The 20,104-nt window shown below is 71.3% G+C and carries 15 protein-coding genes; 7 read left to right on the forward strand and 8 right to left on the reverse strand.

The annotated features are described in order from the left end of the window. The first annotated feature begins 306 nt into the window (after nucleotides 1-306). The 4 genes from ACZ49B_RS34705 to ACZ49B_RS34720 all read left to right on the forward strand — a co-directional run bounded on the left by ACZ49B_RS34705 (nucleotide 307) and on the right by ACZ49B_RS34720 (nucleotide 6,229). Nucleotides 307-1,059 carry a TIGR03089 family protein gene (locus ACZ49B_RS34705; protein WP_468314025.1) on the forward strand — a complete coding sequence of 251 codons (753 nt, stop codon included), beginning with the start codon at nucleotides 307-309 and terminating at the stop codon, nucleotides 1,057-1,059. 204 nt (nucleotides 1,060-1,263) lie between these two features. Beyond that, the gene (locus ACZ49B_RS34710; protein ID WP_468314027.1) at nucleotides 1,264-2,472 is read left to right on the forward strand and encodes an LCP family protein; all 1,209 of its coding nucleotides are present in this window, start codon (nucleotides 1,264-1,266) and stop codon (nucleotides 2,470-2,472) included. Nucleotides 2,473-2,696: 224 nt separating this feature from the next. Then, nucleotides 2,697-4,433 carry an LCP family protein gene (locus tag ACZ49B_RS34715; protein ID WP_468314029.1) on the forward strand — a complete coding sequence of 579 codons (1,737 nt, stop codon included), beginning with the start codon at nucleotides 2,697-2,699 and terminating at the stop codon, nucleotides 4,431-4,433. Nucleotides 4,434-4,600: 167 nt separating this feature from the next. Further along, the gene (locus ACZ49B_RS34720; protein ID WP_468314032.1) at nucleotides 4,601-6,229 is read left to right on the forward strand and encodes an LCP family protein; all 1,629 of its coding nucleotides are present in this window, start codon (nucleotides 4,601-4,603) and stop codon (nucleotides 6,227-6,229) included. Between the two features lie 78 nt (nucleotides 6,230-6,307). Here ACZ49B_RS34720 and ACZ49B_RS34725 read toward each other — a convergent pair whose 3' ends face one another. Further along, nucleotides 6,308-7,336 carry a glycosyltransferase family 2 protein gene (locus ACZ49B_RS34725; protein ID WP_468314034.1) on the reverse strand — a complete coding sequence of 343 codons (1,029 nt, stop codon included), beginning with the start codon at nucleotides 7,334-7,336 and terminating at the stop codon, nucleotides 6,308-6,310. Between the two features lie 175 nt (nucleotides 7,337-7,511). Here ACZ49B_RS34725 and ACZ49B_RS34730 point away from each other — a divergent pair, with 175 nt between their 5' ends. Beyond that, a complete protein-coding gene (locus tag ACZ49B_RS34730) occupies nucleotides 7,512-9,077 on the forward strand; it encodes an LCP family protein (protein ID WP_468314037.1) in 1,566 nt (521 codons plus the stop codon). 7 nt (nucleotides 9,078-9,084) lie between these two features. Here ACZ49B_RS34730 and ACZ49B_RS34735 read toward each other — a convergent pair whose 3' ends face one another. The 3 genes from ACZ49B_RS34735 to ACZ49B_RS34745 all read right to left on the reverse strand — a co-directional run bounded on the left by ACZ49B_RS34735 (nucleotide 9,085) and on the right by ACZ49B_RS34745 (nucleotide 12,521). Continuing rightward, on the reverse strand, nucleotides 9,085-10,602 hold the full coding sequence (locus tag ACZ49B_RS34735) for a glycosyltransferase family 39 protein (RefSeq protein ID WP_468314040.1): 1,518 nt from the start codon (nucleotides 10,600-10,602) through the stop codon (nucleotides 9,085-9,087). After that, nucleotides 10,599-11,813: an acyltransferase family protein gene (locus tag ACZ49B_RS34740; RefSeq protein WP_468314043.1), complete on the reverse strand. Its 1,215-nt coding sequence runs from the start codon at nucleotides 11,811-11,813 to the stop codon at nucleotides 10,599-10,601. The genes ACZ49B_RS34735 and ACZ49B_RS34740 overlap by 4 nt, the downstream gene beginning before the upstream one ends. A 156-nt stretch (nucleotides 11,814-11,969) precedes the next feature. Beyond that, nucleotides 11,970-12,521, reverse strand: coding sequence for an acyl-CoA thioesterase (locus ACZ49B_RS34745; RefSeq protein ID WP_468314046.1), 552 nt, complete (start codon nucleotides 12,519-12,521; stop codon nucleotides 11,970-11,972). A gap of 106 nt (nucleotides 12,522-12,627) precedes the next feature. Here ACZ49B_RS34745 and ACZ49B_RS34750 point away from each other — a divergent pair, with 106 nt between their 5' ends. After that, nucleotides 12,628-13,983, forward strand: coding sequence for an LCP family protein (locus ACZ49B_RS34750; protein WP_468314048.1), 1,356 nt, complete (start codon nucleotides 12,628-12,630; stop codon nucleotides 13,981-13,983). A 68-nt stretch (nucleotides 13,984-14,051) separates the two neighbouring features. Here the strand turns inward: ACZ49B_RS34750 and ACZ49B_RS34755 are convergent, their stop codons facing one another. From ACZ49B_RS34755 to ACZ49B_RS34765, 3 genes are all read right to left on the reverse strand, one after another. Then, complete coding sequence (locus ACZ49B_RS34755) at nucleotides 14,052-14,858, reverse strand: polyprenol monophosphomannose synthase (RefSeq protein WP_468314050.1); 807 nt, start codon at nucleotides 14,856-14,858, stop codon at nucleotides 14,052-14,054. Between the two features lie 50 nt (nucleotides 14,859-14,908). Next, complete coding sequence (gene manB, locus ACZ49B_RS34760; RefSeq protein ID WP_468314052.1) at nucleotides 14,909-15,991, reverse strand: mannose-1-phosphate guanylyltransferase; 1,083 nt, start codon at nucleotides 15,989-15,991, stop codon at nucleotides 14,909-14,911. Nucleotides 15,992-16,194: 203 nt separating this feature from the next. Further along, entirely contained in the window at nucleotides 16,195-17,352 is a 1,158-nt protein-coding gene (locus ACZ49B_RS34765) for an acyl-CoA dehydrogenase family protein (RefSeq protein ID WP_468314054.1), read from the reverse strand. A gap of 216 nt (nucleotides 17,353-17,568) precedes the next feature. Here ACZ49B_RS34765 and ACZ49B_RS34770 point away from each other — a divergent pair, with 216 nt between their 5' ends. Further along, entirely contained in the window at nucleotides 17,569-18,912 is a 1,344-nt protein-coding gene (locus ACZ49B_RS34770) for a UDP-glucose dehydrogenase family protein (protein ID WP_468314056.1), read from the forward strand. A 15-nt stretch (nucleotides 18,913-18,927) separates the two neighbouring features. Here the strand turns inward: ACZ49B_RS34770 and ACZ49B_RS34775 are convergent, their stop codons facing one another. Next, nucleotides 18,928-20,031, reverse strand: a complete 1,104-nt coding sequence (locus ACZ49B_RS34775) for a dipeptidase (RefSeq protein WP_468314080.1) — start codon at nucleotides 20,029-20,031, stop codon at nucleotides 18,928-18,930. Nucleotides 20,032-20,104: the final 73 nt, after the last annotated feature.

Consider the following 20,104-nt stretch of genomic DNA (forward strand, 5'->3'; position numbering starts at 1 on the left):
CTCCTCGCTATGGGGGAAACCACCGCCCCTTGTTCCACTCTGCTCGCGCCCCCGCCCCCCCCCCCCCCCCCCCCCCCCCCCCCAGGGCCGGAGTGGAGAGCGCGAGCGGCAGGGCCAGGGCGGCGGCCGTCGCGACACCGATCGAGGAAGCAAGGAATCCACGCATGAAAGCGATGCTGAGCACAGTCACCACGAAGCGCCATCGGAGAACTGACGGCCCGTCCGATCCGGTGCGCGTGTCCCTCGCCCGTACGGAGGAGCCGCTGCCCGCCGTACGGGCGAGGGCCCGCGCGTAGGCTGGGGCGGGTGAACGCCACTGACCGCACCCCTGCCGACCTGCTGCGATCCGCGCTCGCCGCCGATCCGGGCCGCCCTCTCGTCACCTTCTACGACGACGCCACGGGCGAGCGCGTCGAATTGTCCGTCGCCACCTTCGCCAATTGGGTGGCCAAGACCGCCAATCTGCTCCAGGGCGATCTGGGCGCCGAGCCCGGTGACCGGCTCGCGCTGCTGCTCCCCGCGCACTGGCAGAGCGCCGTGTGGCTGCTCGCCTGCGCCTCGGTCGGCGTCGTCGCCGAGGTGGGCGGGGATCCGGCCGACGCCGATCTGGTGGTGAGCGGACCCGACACCCTGGAGGAGGCCGCGGCCTGCTCCGGCGAACGGGTCGCGCTCGCGCTGCGGCCCCTGGGCGGGCGGTTCCCGCAGCCGCCCGCCGGATTCGCGGACTACGCGGTGGAGGTGCCGGGGCAGGGCGACCGGTTCGCCCCGTTCGTCCCCGTGGACGCGGACGGCCCGGGGCTGGTGGTCGGCGGCGAGGAGCTCTCGTACGCACGGCTCGTCGACCGCGCCCGCGAGGACGCGGCGAAGCTCGGCCTCGGCGCGGGTTCGCGGCTGCTGTCCGGGCTCGGCTACGACAGCTGGGAGGGCTTGTCGGCGGGGCTGTTCGCCGCCCTGGCGGCGGGCGGGTCCGTGGTGCTGTGCCGGAACCTGGACCGGCTGCCGGCGGACGGCCTGGCGCAGCGGATCGAGAGCGAGCGCGTCACCCACACCGCCGCCTGACGGGGTCTCGTCGCGGGGCGGCTCCGTCACCCACTCCGCCCAACCCCAGGACCGGGCGATCTGTCACCCGCACGGCCCTAGACAGGGGCCTGCCCCCGGGCCGCCCCGACGGGCCGGGGGCACGATCGGCAGAGGCCGTGCATCCACCCGTACGGCCCGCACGAGTCACCGACGCAGCCGGTGCGGCGAGGGGACGGAACGCGAGTGACGGACAGCGCAGGCATACCGGGCGGCACCACGGCCGGCGGAGGCTCCTCGAAGCCTCCGCGCGGCCGCCGGCGCCGTCTGCTGCGCTGGATCGGGCTCGGGCTGACCCTGCTGGTCCTGGCCGGGGCGGCCACCGGCTGGTGGCTCTACCGCAAGCTCGACGGGAACATCACCGAGGACACGTCCGCGGCGGCCGAGCTCGAGCGCTACGAGCGGGAGCGCCCCACGCACCTCGTGGGCGGCACGCAGAACATCCTGCTGATCGGCTCGGACTCGCGCTCCGGCGAGGAGAACGCCCGGTACGGGCAGGACCGGGGCACCGAGCGCTCGGACACCGCGATCCTGCTGCACCTGTCCGCGGACCGCAGGAACGCGACGGCGGTCTCGATACCCCGGGACCTGATGACGCAGATCCCCGCCTGCCTGACGGAGGGCGGGAGCCGGACCGCCGAGCGGCTCGCGCAGTTCAACTGGGCGTTCCAGTGGGGCGGCGCCGCCTGCACGATCCGTACGGTGGAGAAACTCACCGGGATCCGGATCGACCACCACATGGTGGTGGATTTCGGCGGGTTCAAGAAGATGGTCGACGCGGTCGGCGGGGTGGAGATCTGCCTCAAGCAGCCGATGAACGACCCGGAGGCGAAGCTGAAGCTGCCGGCCGGTCTGCAGACCCTGCACGGGGAGCAGGCCCTCGGCTTCGTCCGCGCCCGCTACAGCATGGGCGACGGCAGTGACACCGAACGGATGGAGCGCCAGCAGCAGTTCCTCGGCTCGCTGGTCAAGAAGGTGCAGAGCAACGGGGTCCTGCTGAACCCGGGCCGGCTCTACCCGCTGCTGGACGCGGCGACGTCTTCGGTGACCACGGACCCGGGGCTGGCCTCGCTGCGCGACCTGTACGAACTGGTTCGGGGCGTACGGGACATACCGGTCGAGCAGGTCAAGTTCCTGACGGTGCCGCGCCGCCCGTACGCCGCCGACCCGAACCGGGACGAGCTGGTGCAGCCGGCCGCGGCCCAACTCTTCGAGCAGCTGCGGACGGACCGGCCGCTGACGGTGGCCCCGCCGACGGCCGAAACCGAACAGCCCCGGGAGACCGCCCGCGCCGGCGACTCCGACGCCTCCGCACCCCCGTCGGGAACCGCTTCCACCCCGGCTCCCGTCCCCACCTTCACGGGAACCACGGCGGGCACGGCCGGTTGCCGGTAAAGCAATCCCAAAAGGCGGTGCCCCTACAGAAGGGGTTGGGGGGTTTGCCCCGTTATAAGGGGAGTGGAATTTGTCACCACCATGGTTTGCAGTTGACCTGGGCGGATAAGGTGAGCGATCCGGTGCCCCGGCCAGAAAAGAGGCCGTGCACCAGCAGCCGGATCGTTGACCGGGCGTCTTGGGGGAGGCGCGTCGCGAGGCACCGACGGAGGATTCGAGCAACCGTGGATGCGCAAAGCCGTGGGCGGGCCGACGAAATCGACCCCGCAGACCAGTGGGTGCTCAATCCCCGCACAGGCAACTACGAACTGCAACTGGACCGCTCCGCTGCGCAGCAGCAGCCCTCGGTCGCAGCGCCCCGCAGATCGTCCTCGGCCCGCCCCGGAGCGCCGGCAGCCCCCAAGGCCCCGTCCCCGGCGGTGCCCGGGCCGCGGCGCGGCGAGGGTCCGCCCGGGCGGCGCGGCGGACGTCCGCGCAAGGGCGGCGGAGGCGGCGGCCGGCGCAAGAAGGCCCTGGTCGTCACCGGTGGCACCCTGGCCTTCCTGCTGGTCGGCGTTTCGGTGGGCGCGTACCTCTACTACGACCACCTGAACAACAACCTCAAGGTCACCGACGTCGGCGACGCGGGCACGGGCGGGTTCAAGAAGGACCAGCCCATCAACATCCTGGTCATCGGCACCGACAAGCGCAGCGGCGCGGGCAACGAGGGCTACGGGGACGCGGAGAGCGTCGGCCACGCCGACACCACGATCCTCTTCCACGTCTCCAAGGACCGCAGCAACGCCACCGCCCTGTCCATCCCGCGCGACCTGATCACGAACATCCCGGCCTGCCCGACGAAGCAGCCCGACGGTTCGACGAAGACCATCCCCGGCGCGAAGGGGACGCGGTTCAACATCAGCCTCGGCCAGGAGGGCCGCGACCCGGGCTGCACCATGCGCACGGTGAAGGAGATCACCGGGGTCACCGTCGACCACTTCATGATGGTCGACTTCAACGCGGTGAAGGTGCTGAGCACGGCGGTCGGCGGCGTCCCGGTCTGCCTCGCGAAGCCCGTGGACGACAAGGACTCCAAGCTGAAGCTGGATGCCGGCGAGCACCGGCTCCAGGGCGAGCAGGCCCTGGCCTTCGTACGGACCCGGCACTCGTTCGGCAACCACGGCGACCTCGACCGGATCAAGACCCAGCAGCAGTTCCTGGGCTCGATGATGCGCGAGATGAAGTCGAAGGAGACGCTGACCAGTCCGAAGAAGTTCTTCTCCCTCGCGGAGGCGGCCACCAAGTCGCTGAACGTGGACTCGGGCATAGGCTCCATCGACAAACTCACCGACCTCGCCGGCGAGTTGAAGGACATGGACCTGAAGAACATCACCTTCACCACGCTCCCGGTGCTCGACAACCCGGCCGAGCCCGAGGGCCAGAAGGCGACCGTCGTCATCGAGCACGGGTCGGCCGATCCGCTGCTGAAGATGATCCAGGGGGACGTCTCGCTGACGGAGGTCGAGCAGAAGGAGCAGGCGGCGAAGGACGCGGCCGACGCGGAGGCCAAGAGCAAGGCGGACGCCCTGCTCCAGGGCAACCGCGCGCCCACCGGCGACGTACGGGTGGACGTCTACAACGGCGGCGGTCCCGGCGGCGCGGCCTCGACCACCGTGACCTGGCTGCAGAACAGCAAGGGCGTGAACAAGTCCAGCAACCGCGGCAACGCGCCCGCCAAGCTCGACGCGACGCAGCTGGAGTACGCGCCCAACCAGGCCGACCAGGCCCGGGCGCTGGCCGACATGATGGGCCTGCCGGCCACGGCACTGAAGATGGGCTCGGCGGACGCCGCGCCCAAGACCCCGATGAAGCTGACGCTCGGCGCGGACTTCAAGGGGGCGGGGGTCTCGCTGACGGCGCCTCAGAAGGCCCCGGAGGACATCCAGCGGGTGGAGGCCGACAAGGCGGTCTGCGCCAAGTAGGCGAACGGGCCAGCAGGCCAGCCGGCCGGGCAGGCCAGGCGGGCCGAGCAGGGGAAGAGGGCCGGACAGCCCGGACCGGCTGTCCGGCCGGGGGCCGGCCTGTGCCGGTGGACCGGCACACCACGACACGAAGTGAATCTTGAGGGGGACGTGTGAGGCACAGAAGCGTGCGAGGGGAGGGGGCGCCCGCCCAGCCCGACGGTGGCATATCCGGCGCCGGAGCCGGCAGCGGCGGCCCGAAGCGGCGGGGCCGCCGGCGCGTGCTGCGCTGGGTGTCCTCCGTACTGTCGTTCCTCATACTCGCGACGGCGGCGGGCGGCTACCTCTACTACCGCCACCTCAACGGCAGCATCAAGACGGACGCACTGAACCTCGGCGAGACCAAGCTGGGCGGCTCCAAGCCCAACGCCTTCGGGCAGACCCCGCTGAACATCCTCCTCATCGGCTCCGACGCCCGTGACGACGCCGCCAACCAGGCCCTCGGCGGGGCCAGGGACACCTTCGACGGCCCGCCCCTCGCCGATGTGCAGATGCTGCTGCACCTGTCGGCGGACCGCAGCAACATGTCGGTCGTGTCGATGCCGCGCGACACGATGCTGATGATGCCGAAGTGCACCGAGCCGGGCGGCAAGGTCCACCAGGCCAGCAGGGGCCTCGTCCAGACCAACGAATCCCTCAGCCGGGGCGGGCCGGGCTGCACGGTCGCCGCCTGGCAGGAGCTCACGCACATCCCGATCGACCACTTCATGATGATCGACTTCAAGGGCGTGGTGACGATGGCGGATGCCATCGGCGGCGTCCCGGTCTGCGTCCAGCAGAACGTGGAGTCGCGCACCAAGGACGGCAAGGGCTCCGGCCTGAAGCTCCCCGCCGGGACGAACACCATCCAGGGCGAGCAGGCCCTGCAGTGGCTGCGCACCCGCTACGGCTTCGAGGACGGCACCGACCTCGGGCGCACCCACGCCCAGCACATGTACATGAACTCGATGGCCCGCGAGTTCCGCAAGAACGCCAAGCTCAGCAACCCGGTGAAGCTCAACAGCCTGGCGCAGGCGGCCATCAAGGCCATGGTCGTGGACCCCGGCCTCAACAAGATCGACAAGCTGTACGACCTCAGCATGGAGCTCAAGAAGGTCCCCACCGGGCGGATCACCATGACCACCATGCCGTGGGTGTACAGCACCCGCGAGGAGGGCCGGGTCGAGCCCAAGCCGGTCGAGGCCGAGGGCCTGTTCCGGATGGTCCGCGAGGACATCGCACTCGACGGCAAGGGGTCCGGGAACCCGGCCGCAGACCCGTCGGCGCCGGCCGCCTCCGGCTCCCCCGCGGCCTCCGGCTCCCCCGCGGCCCCGTCCCAGCCGGCCGCCGACCCGGCGGCGCCGCCGGCGAAGATCCCGGTCACGGTGCGCAACGCGACCGGCGGCAAGGACGGCGCCCAGACCCGGGTCAAGGGCCGGGCCGACGACGTCGCCGCCATCCTGGTCGGCAAGGGCTTCACCAAGGCCCTCGCCGCCACGCAGACCGCGGCCGAGGACACCACCGTGATCCGCTTCTCGAGCCCGGACCAGGCGGGTGACGCGGCGGCCGTGGCCACCGCGCTGGGCCTGCCCGCGAGCTCCGTCGAGAAGTCCGACGACGTCACCGGGATCGTCCTGTTCGTCGGCAAGGACTGGCGGACCGGCAACGCGCCGACCCCGCCGCCGCCGGCCCCGACCAAGGCGCCGGACTCGGCCCGCCCGTTCAACGGCGACGACGACAAGGAGTGCATGGCGATCCAGCCGGGCTTCACCTGGTAGCGCCCGCACGCGAAGGGGCCCGGGGTGCTGTCGGCCGACAGCGCCCCGGGCCCCTTCACCTCTGCGTACGCGGCCTGCTCAGACCTCGTTGGCGAGGTCGCGGCGCACCGCCGGGCGGCGGCTCGCGATGACCTTGGCCGCGAGCGAGCGCGGGCTGGTCAGGAAGCCGAAGCCCCAGGACATGTGCATGGTGGCCATGGCCACCGGGATCTGCGCCCGCGCCTTCAGGGACAGGCCCTTGCCGGCCGGGACCGAGCCGACGGTGATCGCGGCGAGGTAGCCCGCCGGGACCACGAAGCCCCACGGGCTGACGACCGCACCGGCCAGCACGCCGGCCACGATCACGCACAGGGCGGTCGGCGGGGCCAGGTAGCGCAGGTTGATCGAGCCCGCGTGGTAGCGGGCCACCACGTGCCGCCAGCGGCCGTAGTCCTTGTACTGCTTCGCGAGCGCCCGTACGGACGGCCGCGGGCGGTACTGGACCTTCAGCTCGGGCGAGAACCAGATGAGCCCGCCGGCCTCGCGGATGCGGAAGTTCAGCTCCCAGTCCTGGGCGCGGATGAACTCCTCGTTGTATCCGTCGGCCAGCTCCAGCGCCTCGCGGCGGAAGACACCCAGGTAGACGGTGTCGGCCGGGCCGGCCTCGCCCCCGGTGTGGAAGGCCGCGTTGCCGACGCCGATCTTCGAGGTCATCGCGGCGGCGACGGCGTCCTCCCAGGCGTTCTCGCCCTCGGCGTGCATGATGCCGCCGACGTTCTGCGCACCGGTCTCCTCCAGGAGGCGGACCGCGGTGGCGATGTAGTTCGGCGAGAGCATGCCGTGGCCGTCGACGCGCACCACGACGGGATGACGCGAGGCCTTGATGGCGGCGTTGAGGGCGGCCGGGGTACGGCCGGAGGGGTTCGGAACGGTGACGACGCGGGGGTCCTCGCGTACGAGCTCGGCGGCGATCTCGTCGGTGCGGTCCGTGGACGGCCCCAGCGCGATCACCACCTCCATCTCACCGGCGTACTCCTGTCCGAGGATGTGGCGGACGGAGTCACGCAGATGGCGCTCCTCGTTGAGCACCGGCATGATCACCGAGACTGCGGGCTGCTGGGCGGGCATGTGGTCCTTCAAGGTCGGGTATCGGTGTCACGTTACCGCGTACGGGGGAAACGGGTGCGCGCCGCCTGATCGGTAGGGACAGCGGCTGATCGTATGGGCCTACTGTTCTGACGATCTGCCCGCTGTGTCTGGTTCGTTCCTGTCGGCCCCTGCTGCCCCCGCGGAGGTGTCCCCCGTGCCCCAGCCACACCGCCCCACCCGACCCGCCCAGCCCCCGCAGCCGCAGCGCGCGCGGCGCGGCGGTGGTCCGGCCCGGCGCCGGGGGGACCGGCCGCGGTGGGGGGTACGGCTGGCGGCCGGGCTGGCCGTGGCGGTCCTGGGCTCCGGGGCGATCGGGCACGCGGTGATGACAGGCCTGGACACCGGGATCGAGCGGGTGGACCCGTTCAAGGACATGAAGAACCGGCCGCAGGCCGGGCACGGCCTGAACTTCCTCCTGGTCGGCACCGACGGCCGGGACAAGATCACCCCGCAGGACAGGCGCGAGTACCGCCTCGGCGGCGCCCCCTGCCACTGCACCGACACCGTGATGCTGGTGCACCTCTCCGCGAACCGGCAGCGGGCCAGTGTCGTCAGCCTGCCGCGCGACAGCTACGCCGAGCTGCCCGCGCACCGGGACGAGTCCAGCGGGAAGCAGCACGGGCCGCACGCCGTGAAGCTCAACGCGGCGTACGCGGAGGGCGGCCCGCAGCTGACCGTGCGGACCGTCGAGAACATGACCCGGGTGAAGATCGACCATTACCTGGAGGTCGACTTCACCAGCTTCATGAAGACCGTCGACGCGATGGGCGGCGTGGAGATCTGCACCGCCAAGGCCCTGCACGACAAGAACACCGGCCTGGACCTGCTGCCCGGCACCCACCGGCTCAGCGGCGGACAGGCCCTGCAGTACGTGCGCTCGCGCCACGTGGACGGGGCGGCCGACCTCGGCCGCATGCAGCGCCAGCAGCGGTTCGTCGCCGCCCTGGTCAAGCAGGCGACCGGCGGCGGAGTACTGCTGAACCCGGTGAAGTTCAAGGAGGTCAGCTCCACGCTGCTGGGCTCGGTCCGGGCCGACCGGGGCTTCGGATCGGAGCAGATGCTGGCCCTGGGCCAGGCCCTGCGCGATTTCACCCCGGCCTCCTCGGAGTTCGCCTCGGTGCCGATCGGGAACCCCTCGTACCTCGTCAAGGGCATCGGGTCGACGGTGAAATGGGACGAGCCGAAGGCCGCGAAGCTCTTCGAGGCGCTGCGCCAGGACCGGCCGCTGGCCCCCGCCGCACCGGGGCCGGTGCCGGGGCAGGCAAAGCCCCAGGCCCAGGCCCAGGGCCAGGGCCAGGGCCAGGGCCAAGGGAAGCCCGGGCGCCGGCCGCCGCAGCAGCAGCAGCCGGTGCCGGTGGACGTGCCGCCGCAGCAGATCCGGGTACAGGTGGAGAACGGGACCCGGATCGACGGGCTGGGCGGGCGGGTGGACACGGCACTGCGCGCCACCGGCTTCGACACCACCCGGGCCCCGGTGGGCGGCGCGAGCCGCGACGTCAAGCGCACGGTGATCACGTACGACCCGCGCTGGGACCGCTCGGCCCGTACGGTCTCGACCGCGCTGCCCGGCAGTGAGCTGCGGGCGGTGGCGGGCCAGGGCCGGACGGTCCTGGTGATCGCCGGAGCGGACTACCGGAAGGTGGTGCCGGTCCGCCCGGAGGACCCGTACCAGGGCCAGTTCGGGGTGGTCACGGGCGACCAGGTGGTCTGCGGCGCCTGAGCGGGCGTCAGCGGGCGCGTTCGACCAGGGTGACCTGGAGGTTGCCGGTCCTGGTGCTCTTGACCACCTTGTAGTGGTCCTTCAGCGCCTTCTCCTGGTCCGCGGGGAGCTTGTGGTACGGGTTCGGGGTCCCGCTCCAGGTGACCACCCACACCCGCTGGACGCCGTCCAGGCACTGCGCGGGCTGGTGGCACTCCACCGGGAAGAGGTCGTCGCTCGCCAGCGCCGACCGCTCGGCGAAGACGTCCTTCAGCTTCACGTTCTCGGGCAGGTAGAACTCGACCGTGAAGTCGATCATGAAGACCCGGTCGGCGCCGCGGACCGGGGCGAAGCCGTCACCGGGCTTGTAGTCCTTGGCGATGACGGCCGCGACGCGGCGGCCGTCCGTGCCGTCCTTGGCGTGCGTGGTGCGCAGGTGGCGCTGGTCGGTGATCCCGAGCGCCACCAGCACCACCAGGCCGGTCACTCCGAGGAGCCGCGGCCGCAGCGCGCCCAGGCCGGCGGCGGCCAGGACCACCCAGGCGGGCAGCGTGAAGAGCAGGTAGCGGTCGAGGAAGTACGAGGTCGAGCCGTGCGAGATCACCCAGGCGACGGCGATCGGTAGCGCGGCCACCAGGGCGAGCTCCGCCGCCGGGCGACGGCCACGGGTCCAGGCCAGGGGCAGCAGGGCCGCGGCGAGCAGGGCGAAGGAGACCAGCGGCGAGGCGCTCAGGTTGCTCCACAGCCCGGCGAGGTCACGCAGGTGCGGGGCCTTGAGCCAGCTGATCTGCCGGCCCACCTGGCGCTGGCCGAGCAGCACCAGCGGGATCACCGGCAGCAGGCCGACGACGACGGCCACGGCATAGTGGACGAGGAGCCGCCAGGACCGCGCGCCCCACCAGCGCCCGAGCACGATCAGGCCGTGCGGCAGCAGGACGAGCAGCGAGACGACGTGGAAGAGCCCGGCGGTGGCGACGGCCGCGGAGTACGGCAGCCAGCGCGCCACGCCCGGCCGCTCCAGCGCGCGCATCAGCAGCCAGGTGGCGGCGGCCACGGCGAGCACGACGAAGGCGTAGGAGCGTGCCTCCTGGCCGTACTTGGAGACGGCGGGCACCAGGGCGAAGAGCACCCCGGCGAAGACCGCGGCCCGGCGGTCGAAGAGCGTGCGGGCGGTGAGCACCACGAAGGCCGCCGCGCCGGCCATGGCCAGCGCGGAGGGCATCCGGAGCATGGCCGGGGAATCGCCGAAGACGGAGACCCAGCCGTGCAGGAGCAGGTAGTAGGCGCCGGAGACGGCGTCGACGTGGCCGAGCATGTCGACGAGGTCGCCGGTGTCACGTTGGGCGGCGTTCCAGCTGGCGAGCTCGTCGCGCCAGGGCTGGGCGGCGCCGCTGCCTATGCAGGCGACGACGAACGTCAGCAGGGCTGCCCAGAGCCAGTCCCGCCGCCCGGCAAGCCGGGGCTTCGAGGCCCGGCCTCTGCCGGATGCCGACTCGCGGTCGGGGTGCCCTGCCGGGGACAAGGTCACGGCGGTGCCGTTGGTCATCGGGTGGGGCCTTCCGGGTTCATCGTGTGGCGCTCCGGGGCGGCGCCGCGAGCGCGCACCGGAGGGTCGGACTTGGTCAGGGAGAGGCCCGGAGCGTCCAGCATCCGCTTCACGAGGGCCGACAGCGGCTTCTCGGCGTACCGGTGCACGATCCACGACAGCATGAGAACGAGAGCCAGAGCCCCGGCCAGGGCCACCCGGACGCCGATGCCGTGCTCACGGGCCCAGCCGATCAAGGCGAACCCGATCTCCTGGTGCAGCAGGTACACGGGGTACGTGAGCGCGCCGGCGACGGTCAGCCACTTCCACTGGATCCGGTCGAAGGCGCCCATCGCCACCGCGAGCACCACGCAGAACGCGACGAGGGAGAAGCCCGCCATCACGGTCCAGTTCAGCGAATGCATGACGCCGTACTCGTAACTGCTCTTCGTACCGAGCAACTGGTGCTGGGCGACCAGCCAGGAGAACCCGACCACGCCGAGCAGCAGCCAGTTCACGCCGAACCGGTAGATCAGGAACATGGCCACACCGGCGATGAAGTACGGGGCGTACTCCGGCATGACGAAGAGCTTCAGCAGCTCGCTGTCCGTGCGGGATGCGATCACCGAGAGGATCATCCAGATCCCGCAGAAGGCCAGCACCCTGCGGTAGGTGACCCCGAGCGCCACGACGACGGCGAACATCAGGTAGAAGCGCAGTTCGACCCACAGGGTCCAGTACACGGGGTCCACCTCGGCCACGCCCAGGGGTGCCTGAAGCATCGTGAGATTGGACAGCACATCCGACTTGCTGAGGTGGTCGCGGTGACGGGCCGTCGTCGCGTAGTTCACCACGAGGGTCGTCAAGATGATGGCGACCCAATAGGCCGGGAAGAGTCTCACGACGCGCGAGGTGAAGTACTGGCGGGGCGTCTTGCCCCAGCAGGACATGCAAATGACGAAGCCGCTGATCAGGAAGAACAGCTCGACGCCGAGGAAACCGTACGCGGTGAAGCGGTGCAGCTCCGGCATCAGCTTGCGCGGGGTGCCGTCCCAGACCTCGGGGAAGCGGTTGACGCCGGTCCAGTGGAAGGCGACCACCATGAGCGCGGCCACCAGGCGAAGGCCGTCAAGGGCGCGCAGTCGCGGGCGCCTCTCCCGTGAGGGGGATGTCGGCTGAACCTGCGCCACAGCGGCATCCGGCGCCGGGGAAGGCGTTATGACCGTCGACATAGAGATGTTTCTCCGTAGCAGGAGCCGGTTCGCTAGGACCACGTCTTCGCCCGGAGAGCCGAGCCGTACGTCAGCTCATCAGTCTACGTGCGCCCGGTCTTCGGACAGGACGCACGTAGGTGGGAGTGAGGCACGGCTCAGCTCGCGACCGTCCCGCTACATGTCGTCGAAGCCCTGGGCCGCGCGCTCCTCGCGCAGCGCCGTGATCGCCCGGCGGCGGGCGAGCCGGTGCGTGCGGCGGATCTGGGCCTCCTGGTTGCGGCGCCGGTCCTGGTCGGTCTCGGGGAGCACCGGCGGGACGGTGCGGGGCTTGCCCTCGGCGTCCACGGCGGTGAAGACGAGGTAGGCGCTGCCGACCTGGGTGGCGGGGGTCGATTCGTTCCACCGCTCGGCCAGGACCCGTACCCCGATCTCCATGGAGGAGCGGCCGGTCCAGTTGCACTGGGCCTTCACGTGGACCAGGTCGCCGACGCGGACCGGGGCGAGGAAGGCCATCTCGTCCATGGACGCGGTGACGGCGGGCCCGCCCGAGTGGCGCCCGGCGACGGCTCCGGCCGCGTCGTCCACCAGCTTCATGATCACACCGCCGTGCACCGTGCCGAGGAGGTTGGTGTCGTTGGCCGTCATGATGTGGCTGAGGGTGGTCCGCGAGGCCGAGATCGGCTTGCCCTGCAGGTCGCCAGCCGTCGCGCCCGGTATCTCTGTCATGCGCCCACCTTAAAGCCGACGCGCAGGCATCAGGTGTGCAACAGCACCGGAACGAAGCGACGCCCGGGCTGTCGGGCACCCCGTCCGGCCAGGCATCCTAGGCGGCATGAGTGAGTGGCCCCAGGGGCGCAACGACAGCGGCGACGACCGGTACGGACACGGCAGCGCACAGGCGCAGCCGGAGGGTGCCCGGCGGATGCCGCATGTCCAGCGCCGGCAGCAGCGGCCGGTGCCGCCGCAGCAGCAACCGCAGCGACCGGCGCAGCCGCCGGCCCGGCCCGGGCGGCCGCCCGCGTACGGGGTACCTCCGCAGCAGGCCCCGGGCCACGACACGTACGACGGCTACGACAGCGGCTACAACACCGGCCAGGTCTACGGGCGCCCGCAGACCAGCCCGGCGGGTCCGGGTGGCCCGGGTGCGCCGAGCGGGCCGGGCGGCCCCGGAGGTCCCGGCGGGCCGGGCCGCCGGCCGGCCGGACCGGCCCCGGACTGGCGCAAGCGGATCAAGGTCGGCTCCATCGTGCTGGTGACGGCGCTGCTCGCGACCACCATCGGCACCTACTTCTGGGCCGACTCCAAGGTGCGCCGCGAGGTCGACCTCTCCAAGGTCATCGAGCGTCCGAAGGAGGGCGACTGCACGACGTACCTCGTCGTGGGCTCCGACAGCCGCGAGGGCCTGTCCGACGAGGACAAGAAGAAGCTCCACACGGGCTCTGCCGAGGGCAAGCGCACCGACTCGATGATGATCCTGGCGGCCTGTTCCGGCGGCAACACGATGATCTCGCTGCCGCGCGACTCGGACGTGGAGATCCCGTCCTTCGTCGGCTCCCAGTCGGGCAAGAAGTTCCCGGCGCAGGGCCGGCACACCAAGCTCAACGCGGCGTACGCGGAGGACGGCCCGGAGCTGCTGGTGCGCACCGTGGAGCACAACACGGGCCTGCGCATCGACCACTACGCGGAGATCGGCTTCGCCGGGTTCGCGAACATCGTGGACGCGCTCGGCGGTGTCGACATGAACATCGAGAAGGGCTTCAAGGACGAGAAGTCGGGCGCCGACTTCAAGGCCGGCGAGCAGACCCTCAACGGCAGCCAGGCGCTGGCGTTCGTCCGGACCCGGTACGCGTTCGCCGAGTCGGACCTGGCCCGTACGAAGAACCAGCAGAAGTTCCTGTCGACGCTGGCCAACCAGGCGGCCACGCCGGGCACGGTCCTCAACCCGTTCAAGCTGTACCCGGTGCTGGGCGCCGGCCTGGACACGCTGATCGTCGACAAGGACATGTCCCTGTGGGACCTGGCCGACATGTTCTTCGCGATGAAGGGCATCAGCGGCGGCGAGGGCGTGTCGATGAACATGCCGATCGCGGGCGAGCGCGGCGGCAACCTGCTGTGGGACAAGGCGAAGGTGCAGCAGCTCGTCAAGCAGATCCAGAACGACGAGAAGGTCACCGTCCAGAGCAGGTGACCTCGGATGCGCAAAAGGGACACTCCTTCAGGAGTGTCCCTTTTGCGTCGCGACGTTCTGCCGGGAGGTCAGCGACCGGCGCGGGCGCGCAGCTTCCACGGCATGGCGATGGACTCCAGCTGGACGGCGAGGTTCATCTTCGACTCGCCGACGGTGCGGTCCTCGAAGTGGATCGGGACCTCCATCACCTGGAAGTTGCGGCGCAGCGCCTTGAACTTCATCTCCACCTGGAAGCTGTAGCCCGCGCTGCCGACCGACGCCAGGTCGATCGCGCGCAGGGCCTCGGCGCTCCACAGGTTGAAGCCGCCCGTGATGTCACGGACGCGGGTGCCCAGGATGGTGCTCGCGTAAGCGTTGGCCCAGCGGGAGAGCAGCTTGCGGTGCGCACCCCAGGCGTCGGAGAGGGTGCCGCCCGGGACGTAGCGGCTGCCGACGACGAGGCCGGCTCCGGTGGAGCGGGCCACGCCCAGCATCTCGGTGATCTTGTCCGCGGGGTGGGAGCCGTCTGCGTCCATCTGGAGGACGTACTGCGCACCCTCTTCCACGGCCTGGGCCATGCCGGCGGCGTAGGCGCGGCCGAGGCCGTCCTTCGTCGTCCGGTGCAGGACCGACATGCGCGGGGTGCCGTCCTGCGTGAGGTAGCCCTGTGCGAGGTCCTCGGCGATCTTGCCGGTGCCGTCGGGCGACGAGTCGTCGACGACCAGGAGCCGCAGCCCCGGCAGATCGAGGCCCATCAGGAGCTCGGCCATGCCCGGCAGGTTGCCCGCCTCGTTGTACGTGGGCATGACCACGTACAGCGGGGTGTTCGCCCACGCATCGGGAAGCCGGGCGGATTCCGTGTCGCTCTCGCGGGGGGTCTTCTGCTCGCCTATCACAGGGTTATGCCTCACTGAAGTCGGTCGATACGCGCGCTTCGACCGCGGGGTCACCGGTCCGAGGAAAAGCGCAGTGCGGCAGAAGGCAGCTCCGCCTCGCACCACACCCGCGCTCCAGCGCGAAGTTCGTTGTCAGCACCTACCAGCGCGCCGTCTCCGATGACCGCGCCGTCCAGCATCGTACGCGGGCCGATGGTCGCGCCGGCACCGATCAGGCTGGCGGTCACATCCGCGTCCGGGCCGACGACGGCGCCGCCCAGCACGATGGAGCCGCGGACGACGGCACCCGCCTCGATCCGGGCTCCGGCCCCCACCACGGTACCGCCCGACAGCTTCGCCCCGTCCGCCACCACGGCGCCGGGAAGCACCAGGGACTCGCCCCGCGGGCCGGGGACGGCCGGGGAGGCGACGACGCCCCGTACGAGGTCGGCGGAGGCCTGGACGAAGGATTCGGGCTTGCCGAGGTCCAGCCAGTACGTGTTCTCGGTGACGCCGTGCAGCTTGGCGCCGGAGGCGAGCAGGCCGGGGAAGGTCTCGCGCTCGACGGAGACGGGGCGCCCGGCCGGGATGGAGTCGATCACGCTGCGGCGGAAGACGTAGCAGCCGGCGTTGATCTGGTCGGTGATGATCTCCTCGGGGGTCTGCGGCTTCTCGGTGAAGGCCAGCACCCGCCCCTCGGAGTCGGTGGGGACCAGGCCGAAGGCGCGCGGGTCCTCGACCTGCACCAGGTGCAGGGAGACGTCGGCGCCGGCCGCCTGGTGGGAGTCGACGAGGCCCGCGATGTCCAGGCCGGTGAGGATGTCGCCGTTGAAGACGAGTACGGAGGAGTCCGGGCCGCCGGTCAGGCGCTGCGCGGCGTTGCGGATGGCTCCGCCGGTTCCGAGGGGCTCGTCCTCGACGACGTACTCGAGGGTGAGGCCGAAGGCCGACCCGTCGCCGAAGTAGGGCTCGAATACCTCGGCGAGGTAGCAGGTGGCCATCACGATGTGCGTGACACCGGCGGCAGCGGCCCTGGCTATCTGGTGAGCAAGGAACGGGACACCCGCCGCGTGAACCATCGGCTTGGGGGTGTTGACCGTCACGGGGCGCAGACGTGTCCCCTGCCCACCGACGAGCAGGATCGCTTCCGTCATTTGTTCTTCTCCCCAACCGGTTCGGGCGTACGAGGGTTTAAAGTTAGCCCATCGGGGGGATGGGGCAGACCGCAGCAGGCGAATCGTGATGCAGGCATCAGACTGCACGAAGCGGTCCGGCCCGAGTCGGCCGCCCGATCGCCCGGAGCACAAAGACCCGGCCATCGGCCGGGCCTCTGCGTCGGTCGGGCTGCGGTTGACCGCTACGGCAGGTTGCGCGCCATGACGATGCGCTGGACCTGGTTCGTGCCCTCGTAGATCTGGGTGATCTTCGCGTCGCGCATCATGCGCTCGACCGGGTAGTCGCGGGTGTAGCCGTAGCCGCCGAGGAGCTGGACGGCGTCCGTGGTGACCTCCATGGCCACGTCGGAGGCGAAGCACTTGGCCGCGGCGCCGAGGTAGGTGAGGTCGGCGTCGCCGCGCTCCGAGGCGGCGGCCGCCTGGTAGGTCAGCGCGCGGGCGGCGGAGACCTTCATGGCCATGTCCGCGAGCATGAACTGCACGCCCTGGAAGTCGCCGATCGGCTTGCCGAACTGCTTGCGCTCCTGGACGTAGCCCTTGGCGTAGTCCAGGGCGCCCTGGGCGATGCCGAGCGCCTGGGCGGCGATGGTGATGCGGGTGTGGTCGAGGGTCTTCATCGCCGTGGCGAAGCCGGTGCCCTCGGCGCCGATCATGCGGTCGGCGGGGATCCGCACGTTGTCGAGGTAGACCTCGCGCGTCGGGGAGCCCTTGATGCCGAGCTTCTTCTCGGGGGCGCCGAACGAGACGCCCTCGTCGGACTTTTCGACGACGAAGGCGCTGATGCCCTTGCTGCGCTTCTCCGGGTCCGTCACGGCCATGACCGTGTAGTACTCGGAGACGCCCGCGTTGGTGATCCAGCGCTTGACGCCGTTGAGGACCCAGAAGTCCCCGTCGCGCACGGCGCGGGTCTTCATGCCGGCGGCGTCGGAGCCCGCTTCGGGCTCGGAGAGGCAGTACGAGAACATGCCGTCGCCCTTGGCCAGCGGGCCGAGGTACTTCTTCTTGAGGTCCTCGGAGCCCGAGAGGATCACCGGGAGCGAGCCGAGCTTGTTCACGGCCGGGATCAGGGAGGAGGAGGCGCAGACGCGGGCCACCTCCTCGATCACGATCACGGTGGCGAGGGCGTCGGCGCCGGCGCCGCCGTAGGTCTCGGGGACGTGGACGGCGTGCAGGTCGTTGGCGACGAGCGCGTCGTGGGCCTCCTGCGGGAAGCGGGCCTCCTCGTCGACCGCGGCTGCGAACGGCAGGATCTTCGCCTCGGCGAGCGAGCGGACGGACTCGCGGAGCATGTCGTGCTCCTCGGCCGGGCGGTACAGGTCGAAGTCGGCAGAACCCGCCAAGACTCTCACTCCCCAAGTGTGATGCGCGTGCGATGCGTGTGCGCTGCGTGATGCTAACTACCGTTAAGTAACCCAAATCTTAGTGTCCGGCGTCGTGGCAGCGATATGTAGGGGGTACGTGAGCTGCGTGACAGCCGGGTCTCCTGGGGAACGTCCCCTCGGACCGGCCCGACTATGCTCAGTGGCCGCAAACGGCCCCGCACCTCTGGAGCATCCATGGCCCCCCTCAGGATCACTGTGATCGGCACCGGCTACCTCGGCGCGACCCATGCCGCGGCGATGGCCGAGCTGGGCTTCGAGGTGCTCGGGCTGGACGTGGTGCCGGAGAAGATCGAGATGCTGTCCGCGGGCCGGGTGCCGATGTACGAGCCCGGGCTCGAGGAACTCCTCGCCCAGCACGTCGCGGGCCTGCCCGGCTCCACCGGGCGGCTGCGCTTCACGCAGTCCTGGGAGGAGGTCGGCGCCTTCGGCGACGTCCACTTCGTCTGCGTGAACACCCCGCAGAAGCACGGCGAGTACGCGTGCGACATGTCGTACGTCGACTCCGCGATGGGGTCGCTGGCCCCGCACCTGACGCGGCCGGTGCTGGTCGTCGGCAAGTCCACCGTGCCGGTGGGCTCGGCGGAGCGGCTCGCCCTGAAGCTGGCCGAGCTGGCCCCGGCGGGCGACGAGGTCGAGCTGGCGTGGAACCCGGAGTTCCTGCGGGAGGGCTTCGCCGTGCAGGACACCCTGCACCCCGACCGGATCGTGATCGGCGTCCAGGGCGACCGCGCCGAGAAGCTGCTGCGCGAGGTGTACGAGACGCCGATGGCGGAGGGCACCCCGCTGGTGGTGACCGACTTCCCGACGGCCGAGCTCGTCAAGACCGCCGCGAACTCCTTCCTCGCCACGAAGATCTCCTTCATCAACGCGATGGCGGAGGTCTGCGAGGCCGCCGGCGGCGACGTGGTCAAGCTGGCCGAGGCCATCGGCTACGACGAGCGGATCGGCGCGAAGTTCCTGCGCGCCGGGATCGGCTTCGGCGGCGGCTGCCTGCCCAAGGACATCCGGGCGTTCATGGCGCGCGCCGGCGAGCTCGGCGCGGACCAGGCCCTGACCTTCCTGCGCGAGGTCGACTCCATCAACATGCGCCGGCGCGGGCACATGGTCGAGCTGGCGCGCGAGGCCGTGGGCGGGTCCTTCCTCGGCAAGCGGGTCGCGGTGCTCGGCGCCACCTTCAAGCCGGACTCGGACGACGTCCGCGACTCCCCCGCGCTGAACGTGGCCGGTCAGATCCACCTCCAGGGCGGCCAGGTCACCGTCTACGACCCGAAGGGCATGGACAACGCCCGCCGCGTCTTCCCGACGCTCGGGTACGCGGACTCGGCACTGCAGGCGGCCCGCGGCGCGGAGGTCGTCCTGCACCTCACCGAGTGGCGCGAGTTCCGCGACCTCGACCCGGTGGAGCTGGGCGAGGTCGTCACCGACCGGCTGATCCTCGACGGCCGCAACGCCCTCGACCCCGACCGCTGGCGCGCGGCCGGCTGGACGTACCGCGCGATGGGCCGCCCCCGCGCCTAGGGCCGGGGCCCGGGGTCACGCCGGTCTGCGGTGCTGGGCCGCGCGGGCCGTGAATTCCGCGCCGCGCAGCACCCGCTGGGTGTTTTCCCAGGTCAGCAAGGCCAGATCGGCCTCCGACCAGCCCCGCTCGAGCAGTTCCGCGATCAGTCGCGGATAGCCCGAGGGGTCGGTCAGGCCGGTCGGCCGGGGGGCGCCCTGCTCGGAGCCGAAGGTGGCGCCGAGGCCCACGCAGTGCGGGCCCGCGACGGCCCGTACGTGTTCCACGTGGTCGGCGACGGCGTGGAGCGAGTCCCCGGTCTGTTCGGCGTCGAAGGTGACCATCGCCAGACCGTTCGCCGCCCGCAGGGCCAGCAGCACCTCGTCGGTCACGTTCCCCGGATGCGGGTTCAGCGCCGCCGCCGCGGTGTGCGAGACGATCACCGGCGCCTTGGAGGCACCCGCGAGCTGGCAGGCCACCTCCGGCGTGCAGCCGGTCAGGTCCACCAGCATCGCCAGCCGGTTCATCTCCCGGACCACCTCGTGGCCGAAGGGCGTCAGGTCATGGTGGGCCCAGGGCGCTCCCGCGGGCGCGAGGATCCGTACGCCCAGGGCGTGGAACGCGTGCAGGGCGCCCAGCGAGTCGGTCAGCGTACGGCCGGACGCGGGGCCCAGGAACGAGGCGATCCGGCCCCGGTTGCGGGCATCGACCATGTCGTCCGCGGTCAGCGCGAGGGACAGGCCGTCGGGATAACGGCGCATCAGGGCGAGCGCCACGTCGATCTGTTCCAGGGTGTCGGACACCACCTGGTCGGCGGTCGCGGCCCCGTGCGGCAGCATCAGCGACCAGAACTGGGCGCCGACCCCGCCGGCGCGCAGCCGCGGGATGTCGGTGTCGACGCCCGAGTCCGGGGTGTCGATGTCGTGGTACGGGCTCTGGCGCAGGGTCCAGACCAGCGTGTTGTGACCGTCGGCGACGGGATGTACGGACAGCAGGGCGACGGCCCGTTCCAGGGCGCTGCCCGGTACCGCGGCCGGCAGGTCCTCGGCTCCCGAGGAGCCGGGGCCCGCGGAGGGCGTATCAGCGGTGTAAGCGGTGTGTGCGGTGTACGCGGCGTTCTGTTCATCCTGCAGGTCGGCCATGGCGTTCGCTCCGGTCTCGGCGGCAGCAGGGAGGGATGCTGCCACGGTGACACGCCGGACGGCCGGATCGCCC

This window comes from Streptomyces sp. NPDC031132, assembly GCF_055570595.1.